The organism is Sphingopyxis macrogoltabida (assembly GCF_001314325.1).
In the GTDB taxonomy this organism is placed as follows: Bacteria; Pseudomonadota; Alphaproteobacteria; order Sphingomonadales; family Sphingomonadaceae; genus Sphingopyxis; species Sphingopyxis macrogoltabida.
In genome coordinates this window covers 3,418,414-3,437,769 of the sequence record NZ_CP009429.1, presented here as the reverse complement: position 1 = coordinate 3,437,769, position 19,356 = coordinate 3,418,414, and the positions used below count along the sequence as shown (strand labels likewise).

The 19,356-nt window shown below is 65.2% G+C and carries 20 protein-coding genes; 10 read left to right on the top strand and 10 right to left on the bottom strand.

All coding sequences use genetic code 11. From position 1 onward, the window contains the following. The first annotated feature begins 21 nt into the window (after positions 1–21). On the top strand, positions 22–354 hold the full coding sequence (gene grxD, locus LH19_RS16880; protein WP_054586938.1) for a Grx4 family monothiol glutaredoxin: 333 nt from the start codon (positions 22–24) through the stop codon (positions 352–354). A gap of 205 nt (positions 355–559) precedes the next feature. Here grxD and LH19_RS16875 read toward each other — a convergent pair whose 3' ends face one another. Then, the gene (locus LH19_RS16875) at positions 560–1,009 is read right to left on the bottom strand and encodes a globin domain-containing protein (protein ID WP_054730533.1); all 450 of its coding nucleotides are present in this window, start codon (positions 1,007–1,009) and stop codon (positions 560–562) included. A gap of 45 nt (positions 1,010–1,054) precedes the next feature. Further along, positions 1,055–1,423 (bottom strand): group III truncated hemoglobin, encoded by a 369-nt coding sequence (locus LH19_RS16870; RefSeq protein ID WP_082396343.1) that lies wholly within the window; start codon positions 1,421–1,423, stop codon positions 1,055–1,057. A gap of 131 nt (positions 1,424–1,554) precedes the next feature. Here LH19_RS16870 and LH19_RS16865 point away from each other — a divergent pair, with 131 nt between their 5' ends. From LH19_RS16865 to LH19_RS16845, 5 genes are all read left to right on the top strand, one after another. Then, positions 1,555–1,995: an RrF2 family transcriptional regulator gene (locus tag LH19_RS16865; protein ID WP_054730526.1), complete on the top strand. Its 441-nt coding sequence runs from the start codon at positions 1,555–1,557 to the stop codon at positions 1,993–1,995. Positions 1,996–2,152: 157 nt separating this feature from the next. Continuing rightward, positions 2,153–2,407, top strand: coding sequence for a hypothetical protein (locus LH19_RS16860; protein WP_054730523.1), 255 nt, complete (start codon positions 2,153–2,155; stop codon positions 2,405–2,407). Continuing rightward, entirely contained in the window at positions 2,407–3,732 is a 1,326-nt protein-coding gene (locus LH19_RS16855) for a L,D-transpeptidase scaffold domain-containing protein (RefSeq protein WP_054730520.1), read from the top strand. Before LH19_RS16860 ends, LH19_RS16855 begins: the two co-directional genes overlap by 1 nt. Before the next feature lie 361 nt (positions 3,733–4,093). Then, the gene (locus tag LH19_RS16850; protein ID WP_054730517.1) at positions 4,094–4,462 is read left to right on the top strand and encodes a BlaI/MecI/CopY family transcriptional regulator; all 369 of its coding nucleotides are present in this window, start codon (positions 4,094–4,096) and stop codon (positions 4,460–4,462) included. Next, a complete protein-coding gene (locus LH19_RS16845; protein WP_054730514.1) occupies positions 4,459–6,177 on the top strand; it encodes a M56 family metallopeptidase in 1,719 nt (572 codons plus the stop codon). Before LH19_RS16850 ends, LH19_RS16845 begins: the two co-directional genes overlap by 4 nt. Positions 6,178–6,329: 152 nt before the next feature. On the opposite strand, the gene LH19_RS28750 is transcribed toward LH19_RS16845, so the two are convergent. The 8 genes from LH19_RS28750 to LH19_RS16815 all read right to left on the bottom strand — a co-directional run bounded on the left by LH19_RS28750 (position 6,330) and on the right by LH19_RS16815 (position 13,298). Next, positions 6,330–6,635 (bottom strand): hypothetical protein, encoded by a 306-nt coding sequence (locus tag LH19_RS28750; RefSeq protein ID WP_145923500.1) that lies wholly within the window; start codon positions 6,633–6,635, stop codon positions 6,330–6,332. Between the two features lie 98 nt (positions 6,636–6,733). Further along, complete coding sequence (locus LH19_RS28100) at positions 6,734–6,946, bottom strand: hypothetical protein (RefSeq protein ID WP_234715954.1); 213 nt, start codon at positions 6,944–6,946, stop codon at positions 6,734–6,736. Positions 6,947–7,790: 844 nt separating this feature from the next. Next, complete coding sequence (locus tag LH19_RS29250; RefSeq protein ID WP_082395814.1) at positions 7,791–8,984, bottom strand: DUF2853 family protein; 1,194 nt, start codon at positions 8,982–8,984, stop codon at positions 7,791–7,793. Between the two features lie 129 nt (positions 8,985–9,113). Beyond that, positions 9,114–10,103: a quinolinate synthase NadA gene (gene nadA / locus LH19_RS16835; RefSeq protein ID WP_054586943.1), complete on the bottom strand. Its 990-nt coding sequence runs from the start codon at positions 10,101–10,103 to the stop codon at positions 9,114–9,116. 69 nt (positions 10,104–10,172) lie between these two features. Next, positions 10,173–10,886, bottom strand: coding sequence for a hypothetical protein (locus LH19_RS16830; protein ID WP_054730512.1), 714 nt, complete (start codon positions 10,884–10,886; stop codon positions 10,173–10,175). Between the two features lie 67 nt (positions 10,887–10,953). Continuing rightward, positions 10,954–11,595 (bottom strand): DUF4230 domain-containing protein, encoded by a 642-nt coding sequence (locus LH19_RS16825; protein WP_054730509.1) that lies wholly within the window; start codon positions 11,593–11,595, stop codon positions 10,954–10,956. Next, the gene (locus tag LH19_RS16820; protein WP_054730506.1) at positions 11,592–12,380 is read right to left on the bottom strand and encodes a hypothetical protein; all 789 of its coding nucleotides are present in this window, start codon (positions 12,378–12,380) and stop codon (positions 11,592–11,594) included. Before LH19_RS16820 ends, LH19_RS16825 begins: the two co-directional genes overlap by 4 nt. Then, positions 12,381–13,298 (bottom strand): MBL fold metallo-hydrolase, encoded by a 918-nt coding sequence (locus LH19_RS16815; RefSeq protein ID WP_054733719.1) that lies wholly within the window; start codon positions 13,296–13,298, stop codon positions 12,381–12,383. Positions 13,299–13,679: 381 nt separating this feature from the next. Here LH19_RS16815 and LH19_RS16810 point away from each other — a divergent pair, with 381 nt between their 5' ends. The 4 genes from LH19_RS16810 to LH19_RS16795 all read left to right on the top strand — a co-directional run bounded on the left by LH19_RS16810 (position 13,680) and on the right by LH19_RS16795 (position 19,249). After that, positions 13,680–13,943, top strand: coding sequence for a GlsB/YeaQ/YmgE family stress response membrane protein (locus LH19_RS16810; protein ID WP_054730503.1), 264 nt, complete (start codon positions 13,680–13,682; stop codon positions 13,941–13,943). 121 nt (positions 13,944–14,064) lie between these two features. After that, positions 14,065–14,334, top strand: coding sequence for a GlsB/YeaQ/YmgE family stress response membrane protein (locus LH19_RS16805; protein WP_054730500.1), 270 nt, complete (start codon positions 14,065–14,067; stop codon positions 14,332–14,334). A 264-nt stretch (positions 14,335–14,598) separates the two neighbouring features. After that, positions 14,599–15,801 (top strand): efflux RND transporter periplasmic adaptor subunit, encoded by a 1,203-nt coding sequence (locus tag LH19_RS16800; RefSeq protein ID WP_407696664.1) that lies wholly within the window; start codon positions 14,599–14,601, stop codon positions 15,799–15,801. A gap of 31 nt (positions 15,802–15,832) precedes the next feature. Continuing rightward, positions 15,833–19,249, top strand: a complete 3,417-nt coding sequence (locus LH19_RS16795) for an efflux RND transporter permease subunit (protein ID WP_054730493.1) — start codon at positions 15,833–15,835, stop codon at positions 19,247–19,249. The last annotated feature ends 107 nt before the right edge of the window (positions 19,250–19,356 follow it).

Genomic DNA, 19,356 nt, shown 5'->3' with positions numbered 1-19,356 from the left:
GCGCCGGACCGGAGACACGACATGACCGACCCCACGACCCACGACCGCATCGCCAAGCTGGTCGCCGATCATCCCGTCCTGCTGTTCATGAAGGGCACGCCGCTGTTCCCGCAATGCGGTTTTTCCTCGCGCGCGATCGCGATGCTCGACCGGCTTGGCGTCGAATATGACAGCGTCGACGTGCTGCAGGACATGGAAATCCGGCAGGGGATCAAGGAATTTTCCGACTGGCCGACGATCCCGCAGCTTTATGTAAAGGGCGAATTCGTTGGCGGCTCCGACATCATGATGGAAATGTGGGAAGCCGGCGAACTCCACACGCTGGTCCAGGATATCCCGGCGCGCGCCGAATAAGCGGCCGACCGGCGGACATCGAGGCCCGCTGGCGCACGCGCCGGCGGGCCTTTTGTATGGCGGCGTCGGGGTGGGGAGGGACGTTGCTCCACCCGTATTCGTCATCCCGGACTTGATCCGGGATCCACTGCAGCGCCGACGTCATGGACCCCGGATCAAGTCCGGGATGACGATGGTGGAAACGACCGCAACCGGTCGAAAACCATCACGCCGCTTCGGCATCCTCATAGGCCTGTGCCTCGGCGGCGATCAGGATGTCGGCGAGCATCCAATAGGCTTCGCCCCACGCCGCGAGCACCTCGTCGGTCGCGACCGCTTCGCCCAGCACGTCGCGGATCGCGGGCAACAGCGCGTTGGCGACATGGGGATAATGTTCGGGCTTCACCCCCGTTTCGACATGGCGCGCGACCATGCGCGATACCGCGGGGCCGAGGTTCTGCAGCTTGTCGATATTCTTCGCATAGGCAAGAATCGCCGCCGCGAGCCGTTTCGGCTGCTCGCCGTTCGCTTGCGCGGCGCGGTCGAACATCGCCTCGATCTCGGCATTCCGGAACAAGCGCGCATACATGGCGGTGGTGATCGCAAGGCCGTGCTTTTCGAGCGCCGGTGCGGTGGCCTTGACGATTTCCATGGCATGGGCGGAAGCGGTACGCATGACATTATCCTTCTGTTTCAGGGAGGGGAGACGGATTGCGGGCGGTCAGCCCGCCTTGCCGCCCGACGGGTCGTCGAGGCGGAAGAAGAGGGCGAGTTGCAGGCTTTCGGCGATGCGCCCCGCCTTTGCCTGCAGCGCCGTTGCGATGGCAGGTGGGGTCAGTTCGTCGGTCGTCGCGGCCCAGATCGCGAGCCAGCGGTCGAACATCGCAGGGGTGATCTGCGCCTTGTGTTTGAGGTGCTCGGCGACGGGGTTGCCCTTGTAGCGCCCGCTGGTCAGCATCACCGACGACCAGAAGGCGACGAGCTTGTCGAGATGGCCGGGCCAGTCGTGCACCGCCGCGTCGAACAACGGGCCGATTTCGGCATCGGCCCGCACGCGCTCGTAAAAGCGCGGAATCAGGCGCTCGAGCATCGCTTCATCGATCTGGCTGTCCCGGTCCACGACTCGCTCCAATCATGTATTTAATGCGCATGTATTCGTGCGATTTGAAACATGCAACAAAAATGCATATTATCTGATTGAAGCGGCTTTCGAGGATTGCGATGCGCCTGACGCGCTACACCGACTATGCGATGCGCGTGCTCCTCTATGTGGGCGCGCAGGACAGTGAGCGGCTAAGCCCGATCTCGGAGATTTCGCGCGCCTACGGCATTTCGCAGAACCATTTGATGAAGGTCGTCAACGACCTGGTGAACGCCGGCTATCTGGAAAGCGTGCGCGGCCGGTTCGGCGGCGTTCGCCTTGCCCGGCCGGCAGCGGAGATCAATGTCGGGGCGGTCGTTCGCCATACCGAGGAAGGCTTCGATCTCGTCGATTGCGGAAGCTGCATCATCGCGCCCGCCTGCGGCCTGACGGGCGCGCTCGCCGAAGCGCTCGCGGCCTTCATGCGGGTGCTCGACGGCTATAGTCTCGCCGACCTGCTGCGAAAGCGACAGGCATTTGCGGCGCTGTTCGGCATCGAAGACAGCGCTCCCGCCGATTGAAGTGCGCCGGCATAAGCGGCAAGGTTGCACGAACTATCGTCCAAAAAGCACCTTTGGCCGCGCCCGACAACGCCTCGCCGCAACATAGGCACCTTTCTCCGGGTTGAACTCTCGCGCGCGACCGCAGTTCTGTGCGCCCAAAAAAGGAGTGGTCTCTATGCGTTTCAAACCTCTTGTCCTTACCGTGACCGCCGCCGCAGCGATGGCGCTCGGGGCCTGCTCGCAGAAGGAGGAGGTCGCTGCCGCGCCGCCTCCGCCGCCCGGCGCCGTCCCCGGCAGCGTCGCCGCCGATCGCGACGGCGATGGGATTATCGACGGTTATTACACTGCCGACGGCATCTATCATCCGAACGCGCCGATGATGCCGCCCCCGCCGCCGCCCGCCCCGACCCGTCTCGGAGAACGCGGCTGATGCCGCATGGCCGGGGAACGCGGCGCTGCCGCGTTCCCCTGTTCCTCATCGCGCTGGCGCTCGGTGTCGGATTCCAACCGCCTGCGATCGCCGCGCCGAAGGCCGCGCGCGCGGCGCCGGTTCCGGCCGCCGTCCTCGATGCGATGCGCGCGGAAGCCGGCGGCGATCTCCGGCGCTTTTATGCCGAACGTGGCTTCAAGCCGCTGTGGGTCGGGCCGGGCGGCGTGGGACCGCAGGCGGCGACGCTGGTCGCTTATCTCGACTCGGCCGGCCTCGACGGCCTCAAAGCCTCTTCCTACGACGTCGATGAACTGCGCACTTTGGTCGCGCGGGCCAGAACCGGCAATCCGCAGGCGCTGGCCGATGCCGAACTCGCGCTGTCCGATGCCTTCGCGCGTTATGTCCGCGACCAGCGCGGCGCCGGCAAGGCGAAGATGACCTATGCCGACAAGGCGCTGAAACCGAAGCGCCCCGACACGCTGACGGTGCTGCGCGCCGCCGCCTTTCCCAAGTCCTTCACCGCCTATGTCGGCGATATGGGCTGGATGAGCGAACATTATGTCCGCCTCCGCCGCCTCGTCGGCCATGCGCAGAAACAGGGGGCGTCGAAGGCCGAGATGGCGCGCCTGCGCCTGAACCTCGACCGCGCGCGCGTCCTGCCGGGGCCGTGGGTTCACCATGTCGTCGTCGATGCCTCTTCGGGGCAGCTCTGGTATTATGGCGACGGCAAGCGCGCGGGGACGATGAAGGTGGTCGTCGGCGCGCCCGAGACGCAGACGCCGATGCTCGCCGGCAAGCTGCAATGGGCGATCCTCAATCCCTATTGGAACGTCCCCGACTATCTCGCCGAAAAAAGCATTGCGCCCAAGGTCCTTGCGGGGCGCAGCCTCGCTTCGCTGCGGATGGAGGCGCTGTCGGATTGGGGCCCCAATCCGCGCAAGCTGTCCCAATCCGAAATCGACTGGCACGCGGTGGCATCGGGGTCGCAGGTGCTGCGGCTGCGCGAATTGCCGGGCGGGGCCAATTCGATGGGCAAGGTGAAATTCCTCTTCCCGAACAAGGAAGGCATTTACCTGCACGACACGCCGGCGCGCGACCTGCTCGCGAAACCCGACCGCCATTTCAGCAACGGCTGCATCCGGCTGGAAAATGCCGCCGAGCTTGGCCAGTGGCTGATGCAGCGGTCGATCCGCACGAAGTCGAAGGCGCCCGAACAGGCCGTGGCGTTGCCGGTGCAGGTGCCGGTCTACCTCACCTATATAACCGCCGTTGCTACCGAACGCGGTGTCGCCTTCCGCAACGACGTCTACGGCCGCGACGGATAGAACTCGGGCTGCTGAAAGAGCTTCCGGGGGGCGGGGCCTTTCGGCCGCTCCGCCCCCCGTCTGCTTCGGGGGTAAGTGGGGATTTCCCGGTGAGGGCAGGGGACATCAGGGACCAGACCGATGTCCCCCGCCGCTCGCTTGAGCGGAACACTCGGGAACATCTCATACCATACAATTGCCGTGCCAGTTTGGGGCGGACACGGATTCCGGCAGGACACGCTGGTTAGCAAAATCTTACCGCCGCTCCGGCTTGTCAAATATTCCGACACCTTCGATCGCGCTATCATTCATCCGCCGTTCAGGCCATTGACTACATTTGTAGTCGCGTTGCGAGGCGACGCCGGACGGAGGGGTTTTCGATATGGCGGAACGGGCAAGCGAGTCGGAAATGCAGGTGCTGTCGGCGCTGTGGGATGATAATCCGCAGACCGCCGCCGAACTCACCACGCGCATCGGCAAGGTCAATGGCTGGACGCAGGCGACGGTCAAGACGCTGCTCGCGCGGCTGGTCCAGAAAGGCGCCGTCACCGCGGAGGCCGACGGCCGGCGCTATCTCTATCGCCCCGCGGTCGAACGCGCCGACGCGGTGGGCGAGGAATCGCAGCGCTTCGTCGACCGGCTGTTCGGGGGGCGCGTCAGCCCGATGATCGCGCATCTCGCCGAGCGCGAGGCGCTGACCGACACCGATATCGCCGAAATCGAGGCGTTGCTCCGGAAGCTCAAGTCATGAGCGCCGCAGTGCTGATGCAGGCCTGGGGCGACACGATGTTCGCCACCGCCATCCTCGTGCTGGCGGTGCTGATCGTCCGCAAACCCTTCGCGCGCCATTTCGGACCGCGGCTGACCTATGCGCTGTGGCTGGTTCCGGCGCTGCGCCTGATCCTGCCGCCGCTGCCGTTCGCGGATCCCGTCGTGACGGTGCCGGTCGACACGGCGCTGCTCGCCACGGTCGCGCCGGTGACCACCGTCGTTTCGGCGGCCGATGCGCCAGTCTGGTCGATGGCCGATGCCGTGCCGCTGCTGTTCGCTCTGTGGGCGGCGGGGGCGGTCGCGGTGCTGGTCAGCGCGCTGCTGGCGCACCACCGTTTTCGGGCGGCAGTGCTGCGCGGCGGGGTCGAACTCGAAGCGGTCGGCAAGGTCCGGCTGGTCATGAGCGAGGCCGTCGACGGCCCGGTCGCTTTCGGCCTGCTCCGTCCTTATGTTGCGGTGCCGCGCGATTTCTTCGCGCGCTATGCCGCCGAGGAACGCGCGCTCGCGATCGACCATGAACTGACCCACCACCGTCACGGCGACCTGTGGGCGAATGCGGCTGCGCTGGTGCTGCTCGCGGCGCAATGGTTCAATCCCTTCGCCTGGCGCGCGCTCCGCGCCTTCCGCTTCGACCAGGAAGCGGCGTGCGACGCGCGGGTGCTGACCATGGTGGGTTGTGGGGCCGACGCGGCGCCGCGCGACATACGCACCGCCCGCTATGCCACGGCGATCGCCAAGGCGGCGGTGGGCGCGCGGCTGTCGCTAGCTGCGCCGATGGCGGTGCACGACAATCTGCAGGAGAGGCTGACGATGTTGATGCGACAGGATATCTCGAAACGGCGCGGTCTCGCGGGACGGCTGCTCGTCGGCGGCGTGGCGCTCGGCGTCCTTGCGACGACGGCGACCCTCGTCCCCGCCGGGATCGCGAGCGCGAGCGTGCAGTCCGTGGACATGCCCGAACCCCCGGCACCCCCGCCACCGCCCGCAGCTCCGCTGCCGCCCGATGCGCCGTTGCCGCCCGAGGCCCCGGCGGCGCCCGATGCGCCGCACGGGGTGATGCTCGTCACCTCGGGCAAGGACGGCGTGACCGAACAGGTCTGGACGTCCGACGATGGTTCGAAGCGAGAGGTACGGCGCGTCACGATCCGCGAAAGCGGCGACGACAGCAACAGCACCGGCGACAGGGGCAGCACCGGGGACAGGGGCGCGACGGGCGTCCGTCATCTGGAATTCGCGATGCCGGGCGGCCTGTCGCGCAGCGATATCGTCGCGACACTGAAGGAACAGGGCATCACCGGCACCCGCGCCGAGGCGATCGCCGACAAGCTGGAGGCGAAGCGCAAGGCGCGCTTCCGCACCGCACTGGCGCCGCTCCCCCCGATGCCGCCGATGCCGCCGATGCCTGCCGCCGGATGGGCGCCGGTACGCGGGCAGGCGATGGCGATCGCCCGCTGCGGCGACGGCAGCGCCCCGCCGGCAGTCGACCGCGAGGAAAGCGACGGCGGCAAGCGCAGCCGTTTTGTGATGATCGCCTGCGCGGATGGGCCCGGCGGCAAGGCGGCGCGGCTTTCGGCGCTGAAGAAGGCGCGCGACAATCTCCGCCAAAGCGACGGAGCGATGTCCGACACGATGCGCGCCAAGGTGGCGGCCGATCTGGACAAGGCGATCGCCGAAACGGAAAAATCGGGCGACTGAATTTCCGGAGTTTCGACGCCGACCTTCGTCCCCGGTGAGGTCGGCGGCAGGGGCGGGGGAAGGGAGTGGCGCGTCCACTCGCTTCTCCCGTGCTGCCTTGTCGGTGTGTGTTTGGTTTGGGATGGGGAGGGGAATGGCAGCTTTCGGTCAGATCATTTGTGTGTTGTCCGATAGATAGACCTGAACAACAGATATCCTCCAACCAAGAGAACCCCGATCATCCAAAGACCGGATGCCACCATAATAGATTTGCCTAAAAATGAGGCATCGGACCACTTCCCGATGAAGGGTGTGGTCAAAATCGCCGGAGCAAACGCCAAAATAAATAGCTTCGCTTCATTTCGCTCGGATCGTCGCAACCCACGGAACCGATCATCGGCAGACTTGCCGTGAAACTGATGGCTGAGAGCGCTCTCCTCGCGTTTTGTCCATCGGCCAATGATCTTCCGAATTTTCATGCGTAATAGGCTCTCCTGATGGCGGGCGGTAGCCTACCATTTACGGCGTCCGCTAGTGGGAAGAGAAATTTCTGATCTGAACGGCATAAAGCGGTCGGTTAGCGGTCATTTTGGTCGGGCGTTGTAAACGGTGGCGCGCCATTCATCGCGAAGCCAATCTTCGCACTTAGATGGATTGGCAGCGCCTGCGCCAAAGTGCGGCATTGGCTGTCCGGTAGCGGAGAAAACACTAGGTAGACAAAGCCGTGTTCGTCACGCTCGATCTCGCTAGGTTCAAATCCCCGTTCGCGGACATAAGCAACGGCTTCCATCTCGCTCTCGGGCTTGACGGCGAATCGGATTGGAGTTCGGCGACCCATCCATTCAGCGTGCCATTCGCGAGGAACGACTGCAATCGGCCGAAAGCTGCCGAGCCGCCGTCGTGGGCGGCCAGACGCGCGGCCACCGCGAGCGGAGCGCATACGAAATGGGGGCCGGCATCGCTGCCAACCCCCACTATCCGGTCTTGCTCCAGTGGCGGCGATCCGCCTCATCCCGGTCCGCTGTTCTTGCGATCAGCAGCCCGCAAAACGATGCGTCTTCGCACGCGCCGTAACAGTCCGGCGACGGTTTGGTCGGCCCCCTTTCGGGGGCCGGCCGCACCTGGAAAACTCTTCATCATCTCTTCTTGCGTCTGCCGAAGCAATCGCTGTCCAAGCGATGGGCTGTCTTCCTGTACTCGATCGGGTCCGCCTCAACTCGTGGGAATCGCTGCGTTCCGTGATCAAGCTATCGTTCGATTTCCTCGTCAGTCCGATCCGTTCTCTTCCGGCTAGTCTTGCAACCACCCTTAATGTCCCGGCGGGTCGACGTCTCTGTCGTCCGATGATTTGAAGCTGACATGAAGCCGCGGGGCCGCCAACAAAAAAGCATCGCAATGCGGCGCCCAAACCGTCGCGCTTGTGGATAAGTCCGGCATTAGCAACAAGCCTTTGCTGCGCAGCATTTTTGTAACAGCGGCGCAACATTTTCGGATTCGAAATGCGCCAACTTTGCGGTGGCCGCGAGTCGCACCGGCCGCTTTTCGACATCGGGACGACAGCGACTCGAAGGAGACCGGCGGCGCAAAAAAAGCGGAGCCCGAAGGCTCCGCTTCCATTTCGTCCGAAGGACCGACTAACCCTTGACGGTCACCTCGACGCGGCGCGCCGCGGCATTGTCGGTCCCGGTCGTCGTCGTCTCGGCGGGTTTTTCGAGCACCACCTTGTCGGCGGCGATGCCCAGCTTTTCGAGCGCCGCCTTGACGCTCTGCGCGCGGTTCTTCGACAGTTCGGCATTGGCGGCGGCGTTGCCCGTCGGATCGTTATAGCCCGATACGGCGAGCGTCGCCGCAGGATTGCCTTCGAGATAGGTCTTCACCGCCGCTGCCGCGGTCGACAGGTCGTTCGACACCACCGATTTGCCGGTGTCGAAATAGACCGTCAGCATCGGCTTGCCTTCGCGCTCCGCCGCGATCACGCCCGCGCCCTCGGGAATCGCCGCGGCGGGAGCCGGTATGGCGTCGCCGGCCGAGGGCGTCGCGGTTTCGCTGATCGCGATGGCGTCGCCGGTCGGCGTGACGGGCGCTTCCTGTTTCGAGCAATAGCGCATGCCGAAGAAGATCAGCGCAAGCAGGAGCAGCGCAAGCAGCAGCCACGGCAGCCAGCCCATGCCGCCGCCGCCGGGAGTCTCCTCGGGCGCCGAATAGGCGGCCTGCGGCGTGGCCGGCGCTGCGGAGGGCGGCGGTGGTGGAGGCGGGGGAGGCGGGGGAGGCGGCACAGGCTCCGGCGCGGGCGGTGGCGCCGCGGCGGCAGGAGTCGCCGCCGCCGCTCCGGCCGCACCCAGCGCGGCAGCCGCAAGCGGCGCGTCGAGTGCCGGGGCGGGGTCGTCCGCCTTGGCGCCGCCATTGGTGTCTACGCCGCCGCCGTCACCCTTCGGCGATCCGGCCAGGCCCGCAGCAGCGCCGGCCGCTCCGGCAAGCCCTGCGGCGCCGGCAGCGGCGCCCGCGACCCCGCCGAACAGCGTCAGGAGCCCGAAATGTTCGGCGAGCAGATAATAGACGGTAACGCGGTTCTTGGTCCGATCGCCCTTCATTCGCTCGCCGACCCCGGCAATCGCGGCGTCGAGCGTCGCGTCATCGTGCGTCAGGCCGAGCTTCTTTTTGAGGAAATTCTCCCGAACCCGGTCGGTTTCCTTCTTGTCGGTAAAGGAAACGAGCGAGGAATCGACCTTTCTGAGCGCGATGCCCAGATATTTGACGATTGCCGCGACCACCTTTTCATCGGCGTCGGCGGCATATTTGCGGACATCAGCCAGCCAGTCTTGAGCCATGCGACCTACCTCCTTCGGGGGCGCAAGCAACCGCCATCAGGCGCCCGCCGGAGCGGCGGGACTCGGGCCCCGGTCGTTGGAACCTATGGCTTTTTTGCCCGAAGGCAACCGGCAGCAGGGCCGGACCGCCTATCGCTTGCCGAGATCGCCCTTGCCGATCGTCCCCGACGCCATTTCGAGCATGCGGTCGAGGCTCTTGCGCGCGGCGAGGCGCAGCCCTTCCTCCATCTCGATCCGAGGTTCGAGGTCGCGCAGCGCGATGTACAGCTTTTCCATCGTGTTGAGCGCCATATACGGGCAGATGTTGCAGTTGCAGTTGCCGTCGGCCCCGGGCGCGCCAATGAACGTCTTCCCGGGCAGCGCGAGTTCCATCTGGTGGATGATGTGCGGCTCAGTCGCGACGATCAGCGTGTCGCCGGGAAAGCTCTTCGCGAACTGCAATATGCCGCTCGTCGAGCCGACATAATCGGCGTGGTCGATGATGTGCGGCGGGCATTCGGGGTGCGCGGCGACCGGCGCGTCCGGGTGCTGCGCCTTCAGCTTCAAGAGCTCGGTCTCGCTGAACGCCTCGTGGACGATGCACACGCCCGGCCACAGCAGCATCTCGCGCCCGAACTTGCGGTTGAGATAGCCGCCGAGATGGCGGTCGGGACCGAAGATGATCTTCTGTTCGGGCGGGATCTGGCTGATGATCGTTTCGGCGCTCGACGAGGTGACGATGACATCGGAGAGCGCCTTCACCGCCGCCGAGCAGTTGATGTAGGTCAGCGCAATATGGTCGGGATGTGCTTCGCGGAAGCGTTTGAACTGTTCGGGCGGGCAACTGTCCTCGAGACTGCACCCGGCATCCATGTCGGGCAGGATCACCGTCTTCTGCGGGCTGAGGATCTTCGCCGTCTCGGCCATGAACTTGACCCCGCAGAACGCGATGACGTCGGCGTCGGTGTCGGCCGCCTTGCGCGACAGTTCGAGGCTGTCGCCGACGAAATCGGCGAGATCCTGAATCTCGGGCTTCTGATAATAATGCGCGAGGATGACGGCGTTGCGCTCCTTGCGGAGGCGGTCGATTTCGGCGCGCAGGTCGAGGCCGGAGAGATTCTCGCGAACGGGAGCAGTCATGGCTTATCCTTGTCTGGTGCCTTTGGCGCCCCCTCTACACGGCGACCTGCGGCAGGGCAATTCGCCGCGTCAGCCGCCGGCCAGTCTTTCCGCAAGCGCGATGACGGGGGGCGTCAACGCAAGCAGATAGATGGTGGCGCGTACGAGGATGACAACCGCCGCGATCGCCTTGGTTGCCGGGTGGATGCGGCCGAGTGTGCGGCGATCGTAAAGCGCGATGATGCCGACGACCGCAAGCTGGATGAGGCCGACCGGGATGTCGGACCAGCCGACCATCAGCGGCATTGGCAGGAGGCGGCCCAGCGCCGGTTCAAGAATGATAATAGTCGCGCCGATCATCAGCCGCCGGTGCCACGCGGTGGTATGGCGGCGGCGCACGGCAGCCCAGACCATCGCCCCGAATGCCAGCGCCTCGATGGTGGTCAGGGCCAGGAAATAGGGCGGCGAGAAGAAGGGCGGAAACCGGTTCAGTACCAGCGATGCGACGCCGGTGAAGACGCCGAGCGCGGTGATCGCCAGCGCCAGCGCGGCCCCGGCCCATCCGAGCTTGCGGTGCAGCGGCAGATTGTCGCGCGAGACGAGCGTCGGCTGGACGATCAGCAATCCGAGCCATGCGAGCATCGCGATGCCGTGCGCATGCACCCAGAACGGCGCCGCGACCGGATCGACGAAGCCGCGCAGGGCGAACTGGAGAAAGCCGAAGACGATGAAGATCGCGAGGCCGATCGCCATGCGATGCCAGAATAGCTCGGCGCGTACCGCGCCTCCTGCGGTCGTAGCCATGCCTTTTCCCCCTGTCCGACCCCGAGGCGGAGGATAGCGCAGCCGCGAAAAAGCGGAAAGCGGCTTCTTAGCCGCCCGGAGTCGCGGCGAAGCGTGCCGTCACCTTCGCGTCGATCCCCGCCGCCTTGAGCGGCATCGCGAAGCTTTGTTCGACCGCGGTCCTCGCCGCACCCTGCGCGAGCCGCATCGGCGTCGTGCCCTTGGCCTGCTTGATCAACTCTTCCTGCGCGCGCTTGCGGTTTGCGGCGTCGAGCGTCCGTTCGGCATCGGTCAGCGCCAGCAGGATTTCGCCGTCGCGAAACTCGCTGATCGCGTCGATATCGATCTCGGGACCCGCGAGCCGGAGCGGCGGCAGCGTGACGGTCAGCGCGTTGGTCGCGGCATCCCAGTCGAGGTCGGACTGCTTCAGCTTGCCGAGGTCGAGTTCGTAGCGCACCGTGCCCGGCATGATCAGCGTCTTCTTCGCGCTGAGGCCGAGCCGGCTCTGCGTCGAGGTCACCACCGCGACGTAGCGCGCGGTGAAGGGCACGAGGATATTCTGCTCCTGCAGGCCCTGCAGGCTCGCCGCGACCACGGTTTCGGGATCATAGCCCTTCTGCCAGTCGCGCCACGCCGCGACCGCCCACCAGACGGCGAGCAGCATTATCAGCGCTGCGGCGAGCAGGATGAGGCGCGAGAGGATACGGGGCGAGGAAGAAGATGATGTCATGGCGTTGTATAGACCGAGCAATCGGGCGCCGGGCGATCCATTTCGTATCGCGCCGTCGCGGGGTTATAATGCAGCAAACGCGTGTAGCTGCATTCGGGATCCTTCCAGTGCGTAAGGTCGCTCTTCTTCAGCTTGATATTGCTGTTGTCCTCGGTCCGGCGCGACGTCTGCGGATAGGCGGTCGCGGCCGTGCGGAGGGTGAGCGCAGGCAGTTCGCCGCCATCGGGCGCCGCCGCGGCCAGCGCGCCGGTGAAGCTATATTCGTCATGGCAGGCTTCGAGCCGGTTTTTCATATCCTGCTCCGAAAAGCAGGCGCGGATCATCAGCGAGCTGTCCCAGACAGTGTCGAGTACCTCGACGAGGCCCGCTGCGTGCGGCGCCACGCCGACGCGGAGCAGATGGAGCCTCCCGCCCGATCCGCCGCCGCCCGAATACATGGCGCGCTCCTCCTCGATTACGCCGACGAGGAATTCTGCTGCGGGCTGCGCAGCGTCTTCGTTCGTGCTCGGGACGGGGATGATGTTCGGCCATAGGCTCACACCCTTGCCGTCTGCCCCGTAAGGCAGCGGCAATGATATCGTGCCGGTATCGTCGCCCGATCCGGGCGAGGAGATGCGCAGCTCGCGTCCGCCTTCGTCCTTTCCTTCGCCGGGCAGTTCGAGGCAGAGGCTGCGGTCGGGCAGGCAGCGCGCTTCGCCATCGCCTGCGACGAGGGCGACGACGACCGGGCCGGATGCGGGTGCGGCAACCGGCTGGGCGGCAGCGATCAGGATCGGCAAAAGCATTCAGGCAAGTTCCCATTCTTCGTTCTCGGTACGCACGATGCCGCGCGCTTCGAGATCGAGCAGATGGGCGAGCACCGAACGACCGGCGGCGCCGGTCAGGCGGGGGTCTAGGCCCTTGTACATATGCTGCACCATGACCGGTATCACAGCCGTGCCCTTTTCCAGCTCGCGCAGGATCTGGCGTTCGCGTTGCCTGCGGTGGCCGAGCATGCCGCGAACAAGCTGTTTCGGCTTCGTTACCGCGGGCCCGTGCGCCGGATAATAGACGCGGTCGTCGCGATCGTAGAGTTTTGCGAGGCTCGCCATATAGGCCGCCATGTCGCCGTCGGGCGGACTGACGACGCTGGTCGACCACGCCATGACATGGTCGCCGGTGAACAGCGCGCGGCTTTCGGGCAGCGCGAAACAAAGATGGTTCGACGTGTGGCCGGGCGTGGCGACCGCCTCGATCGTCCAGCCGTCGCCCGATATCCGTTCACCGTCGCCAAGCACGCGGTCGGGCGCATAGTCCGGATCGAAGGCCGAATCGGCGCGCGGGCCATCGTCGGTCAGGACCAGCGGCGCGCAGCCGATGATCGGCGCGCCGGTCGCTTCCTTGAGCGGCGCGGCGGCGGGCGAATGATCGCGGTGGGTATGGGTGCAAAGGATCGCGGCGACGCGCTGCCCCGCAACCGCGCGCAGGATCGCGTCGACATGGCCGGCGCCGTTCGCGTCGGGCGGATCGCCGATGCTCATGCCGCTGCCGGTGGGGCCGGGATCGATCACCGCGACGTCGGCGCCCGCCCCGACAATCCACGTCTGGGTGCCGGTAAAGGTATAGGGCGACGGGTTGGGTGCGAGCACGCGCCGGACGAGCGGCTCGTGCTGCTCGCAGTCGCCGGCGCGGATCGTGTCGGGCCAGGGCTTTTCTTCGCTCATGCGCGCCATGTGGCATCGCGGGGGCCAAAGGAAAAGGGTCGCCGGCGAAAAGAAGGTCCAGGCTGCGATTTCGGAACGCTAGTTGCGGCGGGCCGCGGGCTTTCGCCAGCGCGACACACTATTCGAAAAATATCAGGTCCTGTGACGCATCTCACACCGCGTCCGCTGGCGCGCCGCTATTCCCGCCTTGCGACCCGGAACAGTTCCAGATCGGGAACTGATCCTACTTTCCCGGCCGCGCCTTTCGGGGCCGGCCGGGAACCTTTCGTACCCCCTTCGCATTTTAGCAGCATCGTTGAAACGATGTCCGGACGCGATGAGGCGTTCGCATTTTTTGCCGGCGTTTCGGCATCTGCTCGGCCGGTTGAGGAAGGGAATAACATGGGTCTGATTATCACTTTGATCGTCGGCGGCGTCATCGGCTGGCTGGCCAGCATCGTCATGCGCACCGACGCGCAGCAGGGGATCATCCTGAACGTCGTCGTCGGCATCGTCGGCGCGTTCCTCGGCAACATTCTCGGCGGCATGTTCGGCATGGGTGCCAGCCTCGATGCCTTCAGTCCGGTCGGCCTGCTCTGGGCCTTTATCGGTGCAGTGGTGCTGCTCGGCATCATCAACCTGGTGCGCCGCGGCAGCGTGCGCTGACGGGAGGGCGGCGGCTCCATTCGGCGCCGCCGCCATTCTGCTAGGCGATTTCAAATATTTGGGTTACCAACATAGCGTCTGCGAAGGCAGGCGATGGAAACGATCGTAGGGGGTCAATATTATGGACTTCATTATCGCAATCATCATGGGTGGTGTGATCGGCTGGCTGGCCAGCATCGTGATGCGTACCGACGCACAGCAGGGTATTTTCCTCAACATCATCGTCGGCTGTATCGGATCGATCCTCGGACGCTTCCTGTTCGGGCGCTTCCTCGGCGGCGGACATTTGCGCGGCGACGCCTTTGACCCGATGACCTTGCTCACCGCTTTCATCGGCGCGGTGATCCTGCTCGCCATCGTAAACCTCGTCCGGCGCGGTCGCGTGCGCTGACGAAACGCCTGTTCCGGTCCATTTCGGACCGGCAGCAAAAGGGCGGCCCGCATCGGCGGGGCGCCCTTTTTCTTTGGAAATCGCCGGGTCCGGCGGCTATGAGGCGCAGCCGGATTGCGGGCGAAGCGGCGTTGTTTCCCCCTTGTCACGGGTGATTTAATTAGATAATACACCTCGACGAAACTGGGTCGTGCGGACTGGGGGCGGATCGCTGTCGGGCGATCGTCGTGTCGGCTGCCACGAACGGCAGATTGGGAATTCGGCGTGAACTACGAGCGGAAAGTGGATGTGATGGACAGCCTGACGGGGTCGACCCAAAGCTTTTACGACGATGCGGACAATCGCCGCAAGCGGACGCGGCTGATCGTCGCGCTCGTGCTGGTCGCGCTGGTGCTCGTGGCGGCCTGGTACGGGTTCAAGCAGGGCATGGGCGATGGCGCCGCGACTGCGGGGGACGAGGCTGCTACGACGAATGCGCCCAGCGTCACGGTGGTGATCCCGGGACGCGTTTCGGTCGAGGCCGCGATTTCCGCCAACGGCACGATTGCGGCGCGCCGCGAGATGCCGGTCGGCGTCGCGGGCGAGGGCGGCGAAGTCGTGCGCGTACTCGTCGAGCCGGGCCAGTGGGTCGGCGCGGGGCAGACGCTGGCGATCATCGACCGGTCGGTGCAGACGCAGCAGGCGGCGGGTCTCTCCGCATCGATCCGCGTCGCGCAAGCCGATGCGAATCTCGCACAGGCCGAACTCGAACGCGCCGAAGCGCTGGTCGGACGCGGCTTCATTTCCAAGGCCGACATGGACCGCAAGCGCGCGACGCGCGATGCCGCCAACGCGCGTGTCCGTGTCGCGCAGGCGCAATATCAGGAAGCGGTCGCGCGCAACGGTCGGCTCAACATCGTGGCGCCGGCTGCGGGGCTTGTGCTGACGCGGCAGGTCGAGCCGGGCCAGATCGTCGGCGCGGGCAGCGGCGTGCTGTTCCGCATGGCCAAGGGCGGCGAAATGGAAATGCTCGCGCAGATGGCCGAGGCCGATCTGCAGCGCGTCGCTGCGGGAACGCGCGCGACCGTCACCCCGGTCGGAACCAGCCTGCAGATTGCCGGGCAGGTGTGGCAGGTTTCCCCCGTCGTCAACACCGACACGCGCCAGGGCATGGTCCGCATCGCGATCCCGTACAGCAGTTCGCTGCGGCCGGGCGGCTTTGCCGATGCGCGGCTGGTGGCGGGCACCGCCGAGGCGCCGTTGCTGCCCGAAAGTGCGGTCCACAGCCGGGCCGACGGCAATTATGTGCTGATCGTTGGCAAGGACGACAAGATCGAACAGCGCGCGATCAAGGTCGGCACCGTCAGCGACAGCGGCGTGTCGATCGCGTCGGGCCTGACCGGAAACGAAAAGGTCGTTGTGCTGGCGGGCGCGTTCCTGAACGTCGGCGACAAGGTGAAGCCGGTGATTCAGAAGGCGTCGCAATAATCCGGATGGTGCGCACAAAGGCGTTTATATCATGAGCTTTCGCAATATTTCCGCCTGGTGCATCCGCAATCCGGTGCCGCCGATCGTCCTCTTCGTGCTGTTGCTGCTGGCGGGGGTCGTCAGCTTCAACCGGATGGACGTGAACGACCAGCCCGACGTCGAATTTCCGCTGGTGCAGGTCATGGTGGCGCAGCCCGGCGCGGCGCCGACCGAGCTCGAAACGCAGGTGACACAGCGTATCGAGGCCGCGGTTCGCGGCGTCAGCGGCGTCGACGAAATGTCGTCCTACGTCAACGAGGGCAGCAGCTCGACGATGATCCAGTTCGCGATCGGGACCCCGATCGATCGCGCCTATAACGACGTCAATCAGGCGGTTCAGCAAATTCGCAGCGAGCTGCCCGAAGGCATTCTCGAGCCGCAGGTCGTGCGCGTCGACGCCGCGGGCGGACCGATTACCTATTTCGCGGTCGAGGCGACCGACATGACGCTCGAACAGCTGTCGTGGTTCGTCGACAATACGGTGGCGAAGGAACTGCTCTCGATCCCCGGCATGGCGAAGGTCAGCCGTTCGGGCGGGGTCGATCGTGAAATCCGCGTCATCCTCGATCCCGCACGAATGCAGAGCTATGGCCTGACCGCAAGCCAGGTGAACCAGGAATTGCGCCAGGTGAACCTCAACGCTGCTGGCGGCCGCACCGAGATCGCGGGCGCCGAGCAGGCGGTCCGCGTGCTCGGCAATGCGGCGAGCGCCTTCCAGCTCGGCGAGACGCGCATCTCGATCGGCAATGGGCGGACCATTCGTCTGGCGGATGTGGCCAAGGTGACCGACGGCTATGCCGAGCAGCGCAATCTCGCGAAGATCCGCGGCAAGCAGGTGCTGAGCTTTGCGATCGAAAAGGCAAAGGGCTCGTCGGACGTCACGATCCATGATGAGACGATGAAGAAGCTCGCCGAGATCACCAAGAACAACCCGAAGGTCGATTTCAAGATCCTCTTCACCCGCACCGACTATACCAAGGAACAATATCGCAGCTCGATGGCGGCGATGGTCGAGGGTGCGGTGCTGGCGGTCGTCGTCGTCTTCCTCTTCCTGCGCGACTGGCGCGCGACGTTGATCAGTGCGCTCGCGATCCCCTTGTCCGCCATTCCGACCTTCTGGTTCATGGACATGATGGGCTTTTCGCTGAACGCCCTGTCGCTGCTCGCGCTCAGCCTCGTCGCCGGGGTGCTCGTCGACGATGCGATCGTCGAGATCGAGAATATCGTCAGACATATGCGGATGGGCAAGACCGCCTATCAGGCGTCGATCGACGCCGCCGACGAGATCGGGCTCGCGGTCGTCGCCACGACGATGTCGATCGTCGCGGTCTTCCTTCCGGTCGCGTTGATGCCGGGCATTTCGGGCCAGTTCTTCATCCAGTTCGGCATGACCGTCGTCTTCGCGGTGCTGATGAGCCTTGCCGTCGCGCGCATGATCACGCCGATGATCGCCGCCTATTTCCTGTCCGCGCAGGGCGAGCAGGCGCACGCCGAAGGGCCATGGATCGACCGGTACGAGCGCGTCCTCGCGTGGACGCTCGACAACAGCAAACACAAGGCCGTGCGCGAGCGTTTCGAGGCGGTGCAGACCCGGCTCGTCTTCCTTTTCGTTCCGCTGCTGCTCGCGGCGCTGACGGTCGTCTTCTCGATCGTCTCCTATTTCCAGCCGGTTCCCCCGGGGGGAAGCCGCCCGAACACGGCGCTGCACTTCCTGCTGCAGACGCCGGCGATAGCGATCGTTACTTTCCTGCTGACCAGCCTGCTCGCGATCCTGCTTGGGGCGCTGGCATGGAAGATCGGCGTGCGCCGGTTCGCCTTCACCAATTGGGCGAAGTTCATGGTCCAGCGCGCCTGGGCGCGACTGTACGACCATCGCGTCTGGATCGTTGGTATCGGCGGGGCCGCCTTCGTCACGAGCATCATCCTGTTCGCGGTGCTGCCGCAGCAGTTTCAGCCGACGATCAACAGCGACTATAGTCAGGTCAAATATGAGCTGCCGCCGGGTTCGACGCTGGCGCAGAGCGAGCATATCTCCGACCAGATCAACACGATCCTGTCGGGCGACAAGAATGTCGAAAATGCCTTCTATGACGTCAACGTCGGCGGCGGCGGCGTCTATATCACGCTCAAGAAAAAGCGCGAGGTGACGAGCGTCGAATGGGAACGTGCGCTGCAACCGAAGATGGCGGCGATTCCCGACGCCCGGGTAAGTTTCCAGAGCCAGTCGAGCGGTTTTTCCGGACGCGACATCACCATGGTGATCGGCGGCGACGATCCGGTTGCGCTCGAAAAACATGCCATGAAAATCGTCGGCGAAATGCGCGGGCTCAAGGAAATCCGTTCGCCGCGGATCGAGGGCGATATTCCGCGCCCCGAAATCATCGTGACGCCGCGCCTCGATCTCGCCGCCGATCTCGGGGTGACGACGGCGGCGCTCAGCCAGACGATCCGCATCGCGACACTCGGCGATATCGACCAGAATGCAGCGAAATTCTCGCTTTCCGATCGCCAGATTCCGATCCGCGTGCTGCTCTCGGAGGATTCGCGGCGCAGCCTGTCGACGATCGAGAATTTGCCCGTACCGACGTCGCGCGGCGTGACGGTACCGCTCAAATCGGTGGCGGAGATCGGCTTTGGCGCCGGCCCCACCGAACTGCGCCGCTACAACCAGACGCGGCGCATCGTGATCGGTGCCGATCTGGCGCCGGGATTGGTGACGGGCAACGCCCAGCAAAAGATCGACGCACTGCCCGCGGTGAAAACCATGCCGCAGGGCGTCCGCAAGATCGTTCAGGGCGAAGCCAAATGGCAGGGCGAGCTGATCAAGAATTTCATCATCGCGGTGGTGGCGGGCCTGATGCTCGTCTTCTCGACGCTGGTGCTGCTCTATCGCCGCTTTGTGTCGCCGCTCGTCAACATGTCGTCGCTGCTGCTGGCGCCGCTCGGCGGCCTGCTGGGGTTGCTTGTCGCCGGCATGGCGGTCTCGATCCCCGTCTATATCGGCTTGCTGATGCTGCTCGGCATCGTCGCCAAAAACTCGATCCTGCTCGTCGACTTCGCGATCGAGGAGATGGATCAAGGGGTCGGCAAGATGGAGGCCCTACTCGATGCAGGCCGCAAGCGCGCGCAGCCGATTGTTATGACGACGATCGCGATGGTCGCGGGCATGGTGCCGACGGCACTGTCCCTGTCGGGCGACGGAGCGTTCCGCGCGCCCATGGGCGTCGTCGTCATCGGCGGACTTGTCCTGTCGACGATATTGACGCTGCTGATCGTTCCCGCCGGATTCAGTCTTGCCGACAGCGTCGAGAAGCGACTTGGCGGTTTCTTTGCGCGCAACCTGCTGACGTACAAACCCGGCGACGATACGAAGCCGCACTCGGCGCCCGCGCCGCATCCGGCCGAATGACGCGGCGCGGCCCGGATGGAGGCCGCGCCGGTTGCAACCTTTGCGCCAAGCCGCCATTTGAACGGTGATGACGGAAAGCAATTCTTCGGAAGACCTTGGCGCACGCC

Excerpts from the sequence above, each read along its gene's own strand:
- LH19_RS16810 (WP_054730503.1), top strand. The coding sequence starts at position 13,680 with ATGGGTCTGATTATCACTTTGATCGTCGGCGGCGTCATCGGCTGGCTG.
- LH19_RS16855 (WP_054730520.1), top strand. The coding sequence starts at position 2,407 with ATGCCGCATGGCCGGGGAACGCGGCGCTGCCGCGTTCCCCTGTTCCTC.
- LH19_RS16805 (WP_054730500.1), top strand. The coding sequence starts at position 14,065 with ATGGACTTCATTATCGCAATCATCATGGGTGGTGTGATCGGCTGGCTG.
- LH19_RS16830 (WP_054730512.1), bottom strand. The coding sequence starts at position 10,886 with ATGGCTACGACCGCAGGAGGCGCGGTACGCGCCGAGCTATTCTGGCAT.
- grxD (WP_054586938.1), top strand. The coding sequence starts at position 22 with ATGACCGACCCCACGACCCACGACCGCATCGCCAAGCTGGTCGCCGAT.
- LH19_RS16825 (WP_054730509.1), bottom strand. The coding sequence starts at position 11,595 with ATGACATCATCTTCTTCCTCGCCCCGTATCCTCTCGCGCCTCATCCTG.
- nadA (WP_054586943.1), bottom strand. The coding sequence starts at position 10,103 with ATGACTGCTCCCGTTCGCGAGAATCTCTCCGGCCTCGACCTGCGCGCC.
- LH19_RS16850 (WP_054730517.1), top strand. The coding sequence starts at position 4,094 with ATGGCGGAACGGGCAAGCGAGTCGGAAATGCAGGTGCTGTCGGCGCTG.
- LH19_RS16845 (WP_054730514.1), top strand. The coding sequence starts at position 4,459 with ATGAGCGCCGCAGTGCTGATGCAGGCCTGGGGCGACACGATGTTCGCC.
- LH19_RS16795 (WP_054730493.1), top strand. The coding sequence starts at position 15,833 with ATGAGCTTTCGCAATATTTCCGCCTGGTGCATCCGCAATCCGGTGCCG.
- LH19_RS16815 (WP_054733719.1), bottom strand. The coding sequence starts at position 13,298 with ATGAGCGAAGAAAAGCCCTGGCCCGACACGATCCGCGCCGGCGACTGC.
- LH19_RS16865 (WP_054730526.1), top strand. The coding sequence starts at position 1,555 with ATGCGCCTGACGCGCTACACCGACTATGCGATGCGCGTGCTCCTCTAT.
- LH19_RS29250 (WP_082395814.1), bottom strand. The coding sequence starts at position 8,984 with ATGGCTCAAGACTGGCTGGCTGATGTCCGCAAATATGCCGCCGACGCC.
- LH19_RS16860 (WP_054730523.1), top strand. The coding sequence starts at position 2,153 with ATGCGTTTCAAACCTCTTGTCCTTACCGTGACCGCCGCCGCAGCGATG.
- LH19_RS16875 (WP_054730533.1), bottom strand. The coding sequence starts at position 1,009 with ATGCGTACCGCTTCCGCCCATGCCATGGAAATCGTCAAGGCCACCGCA.
- LH19_RS16870 (WP_082396343.1), bottom strand. The coding sequence starts at position 1,423 with ATGCTCGAGCGCCTGATTCCGCGCTTTTACGAGCGCGTGCGGGCCGAT.
- LH19_RS28750 (WP_145923500.1), bottom strand. The coding sequence starts at position 6,635 with ATGAAAATTCGGAAGATCATTGGCCGATGGACAAAACGCGAGGAGAGC.
- LH19_RS28100 (WP_234715954.1), bottom strand. The coding sequence starts at position 6,946 with ATGGAAGCCGTTGCTTATGTCCGCGAACGGGGATTTGAACCTAGCGAG.
- LH19_RS16820 (WP_054730506.1), bottom strand. The coding sequence starts at position 12,380 with ATGCTTTTGCCGATCCTGATCGCTGCCGCCCAGCCGGTTGCCGCACCC.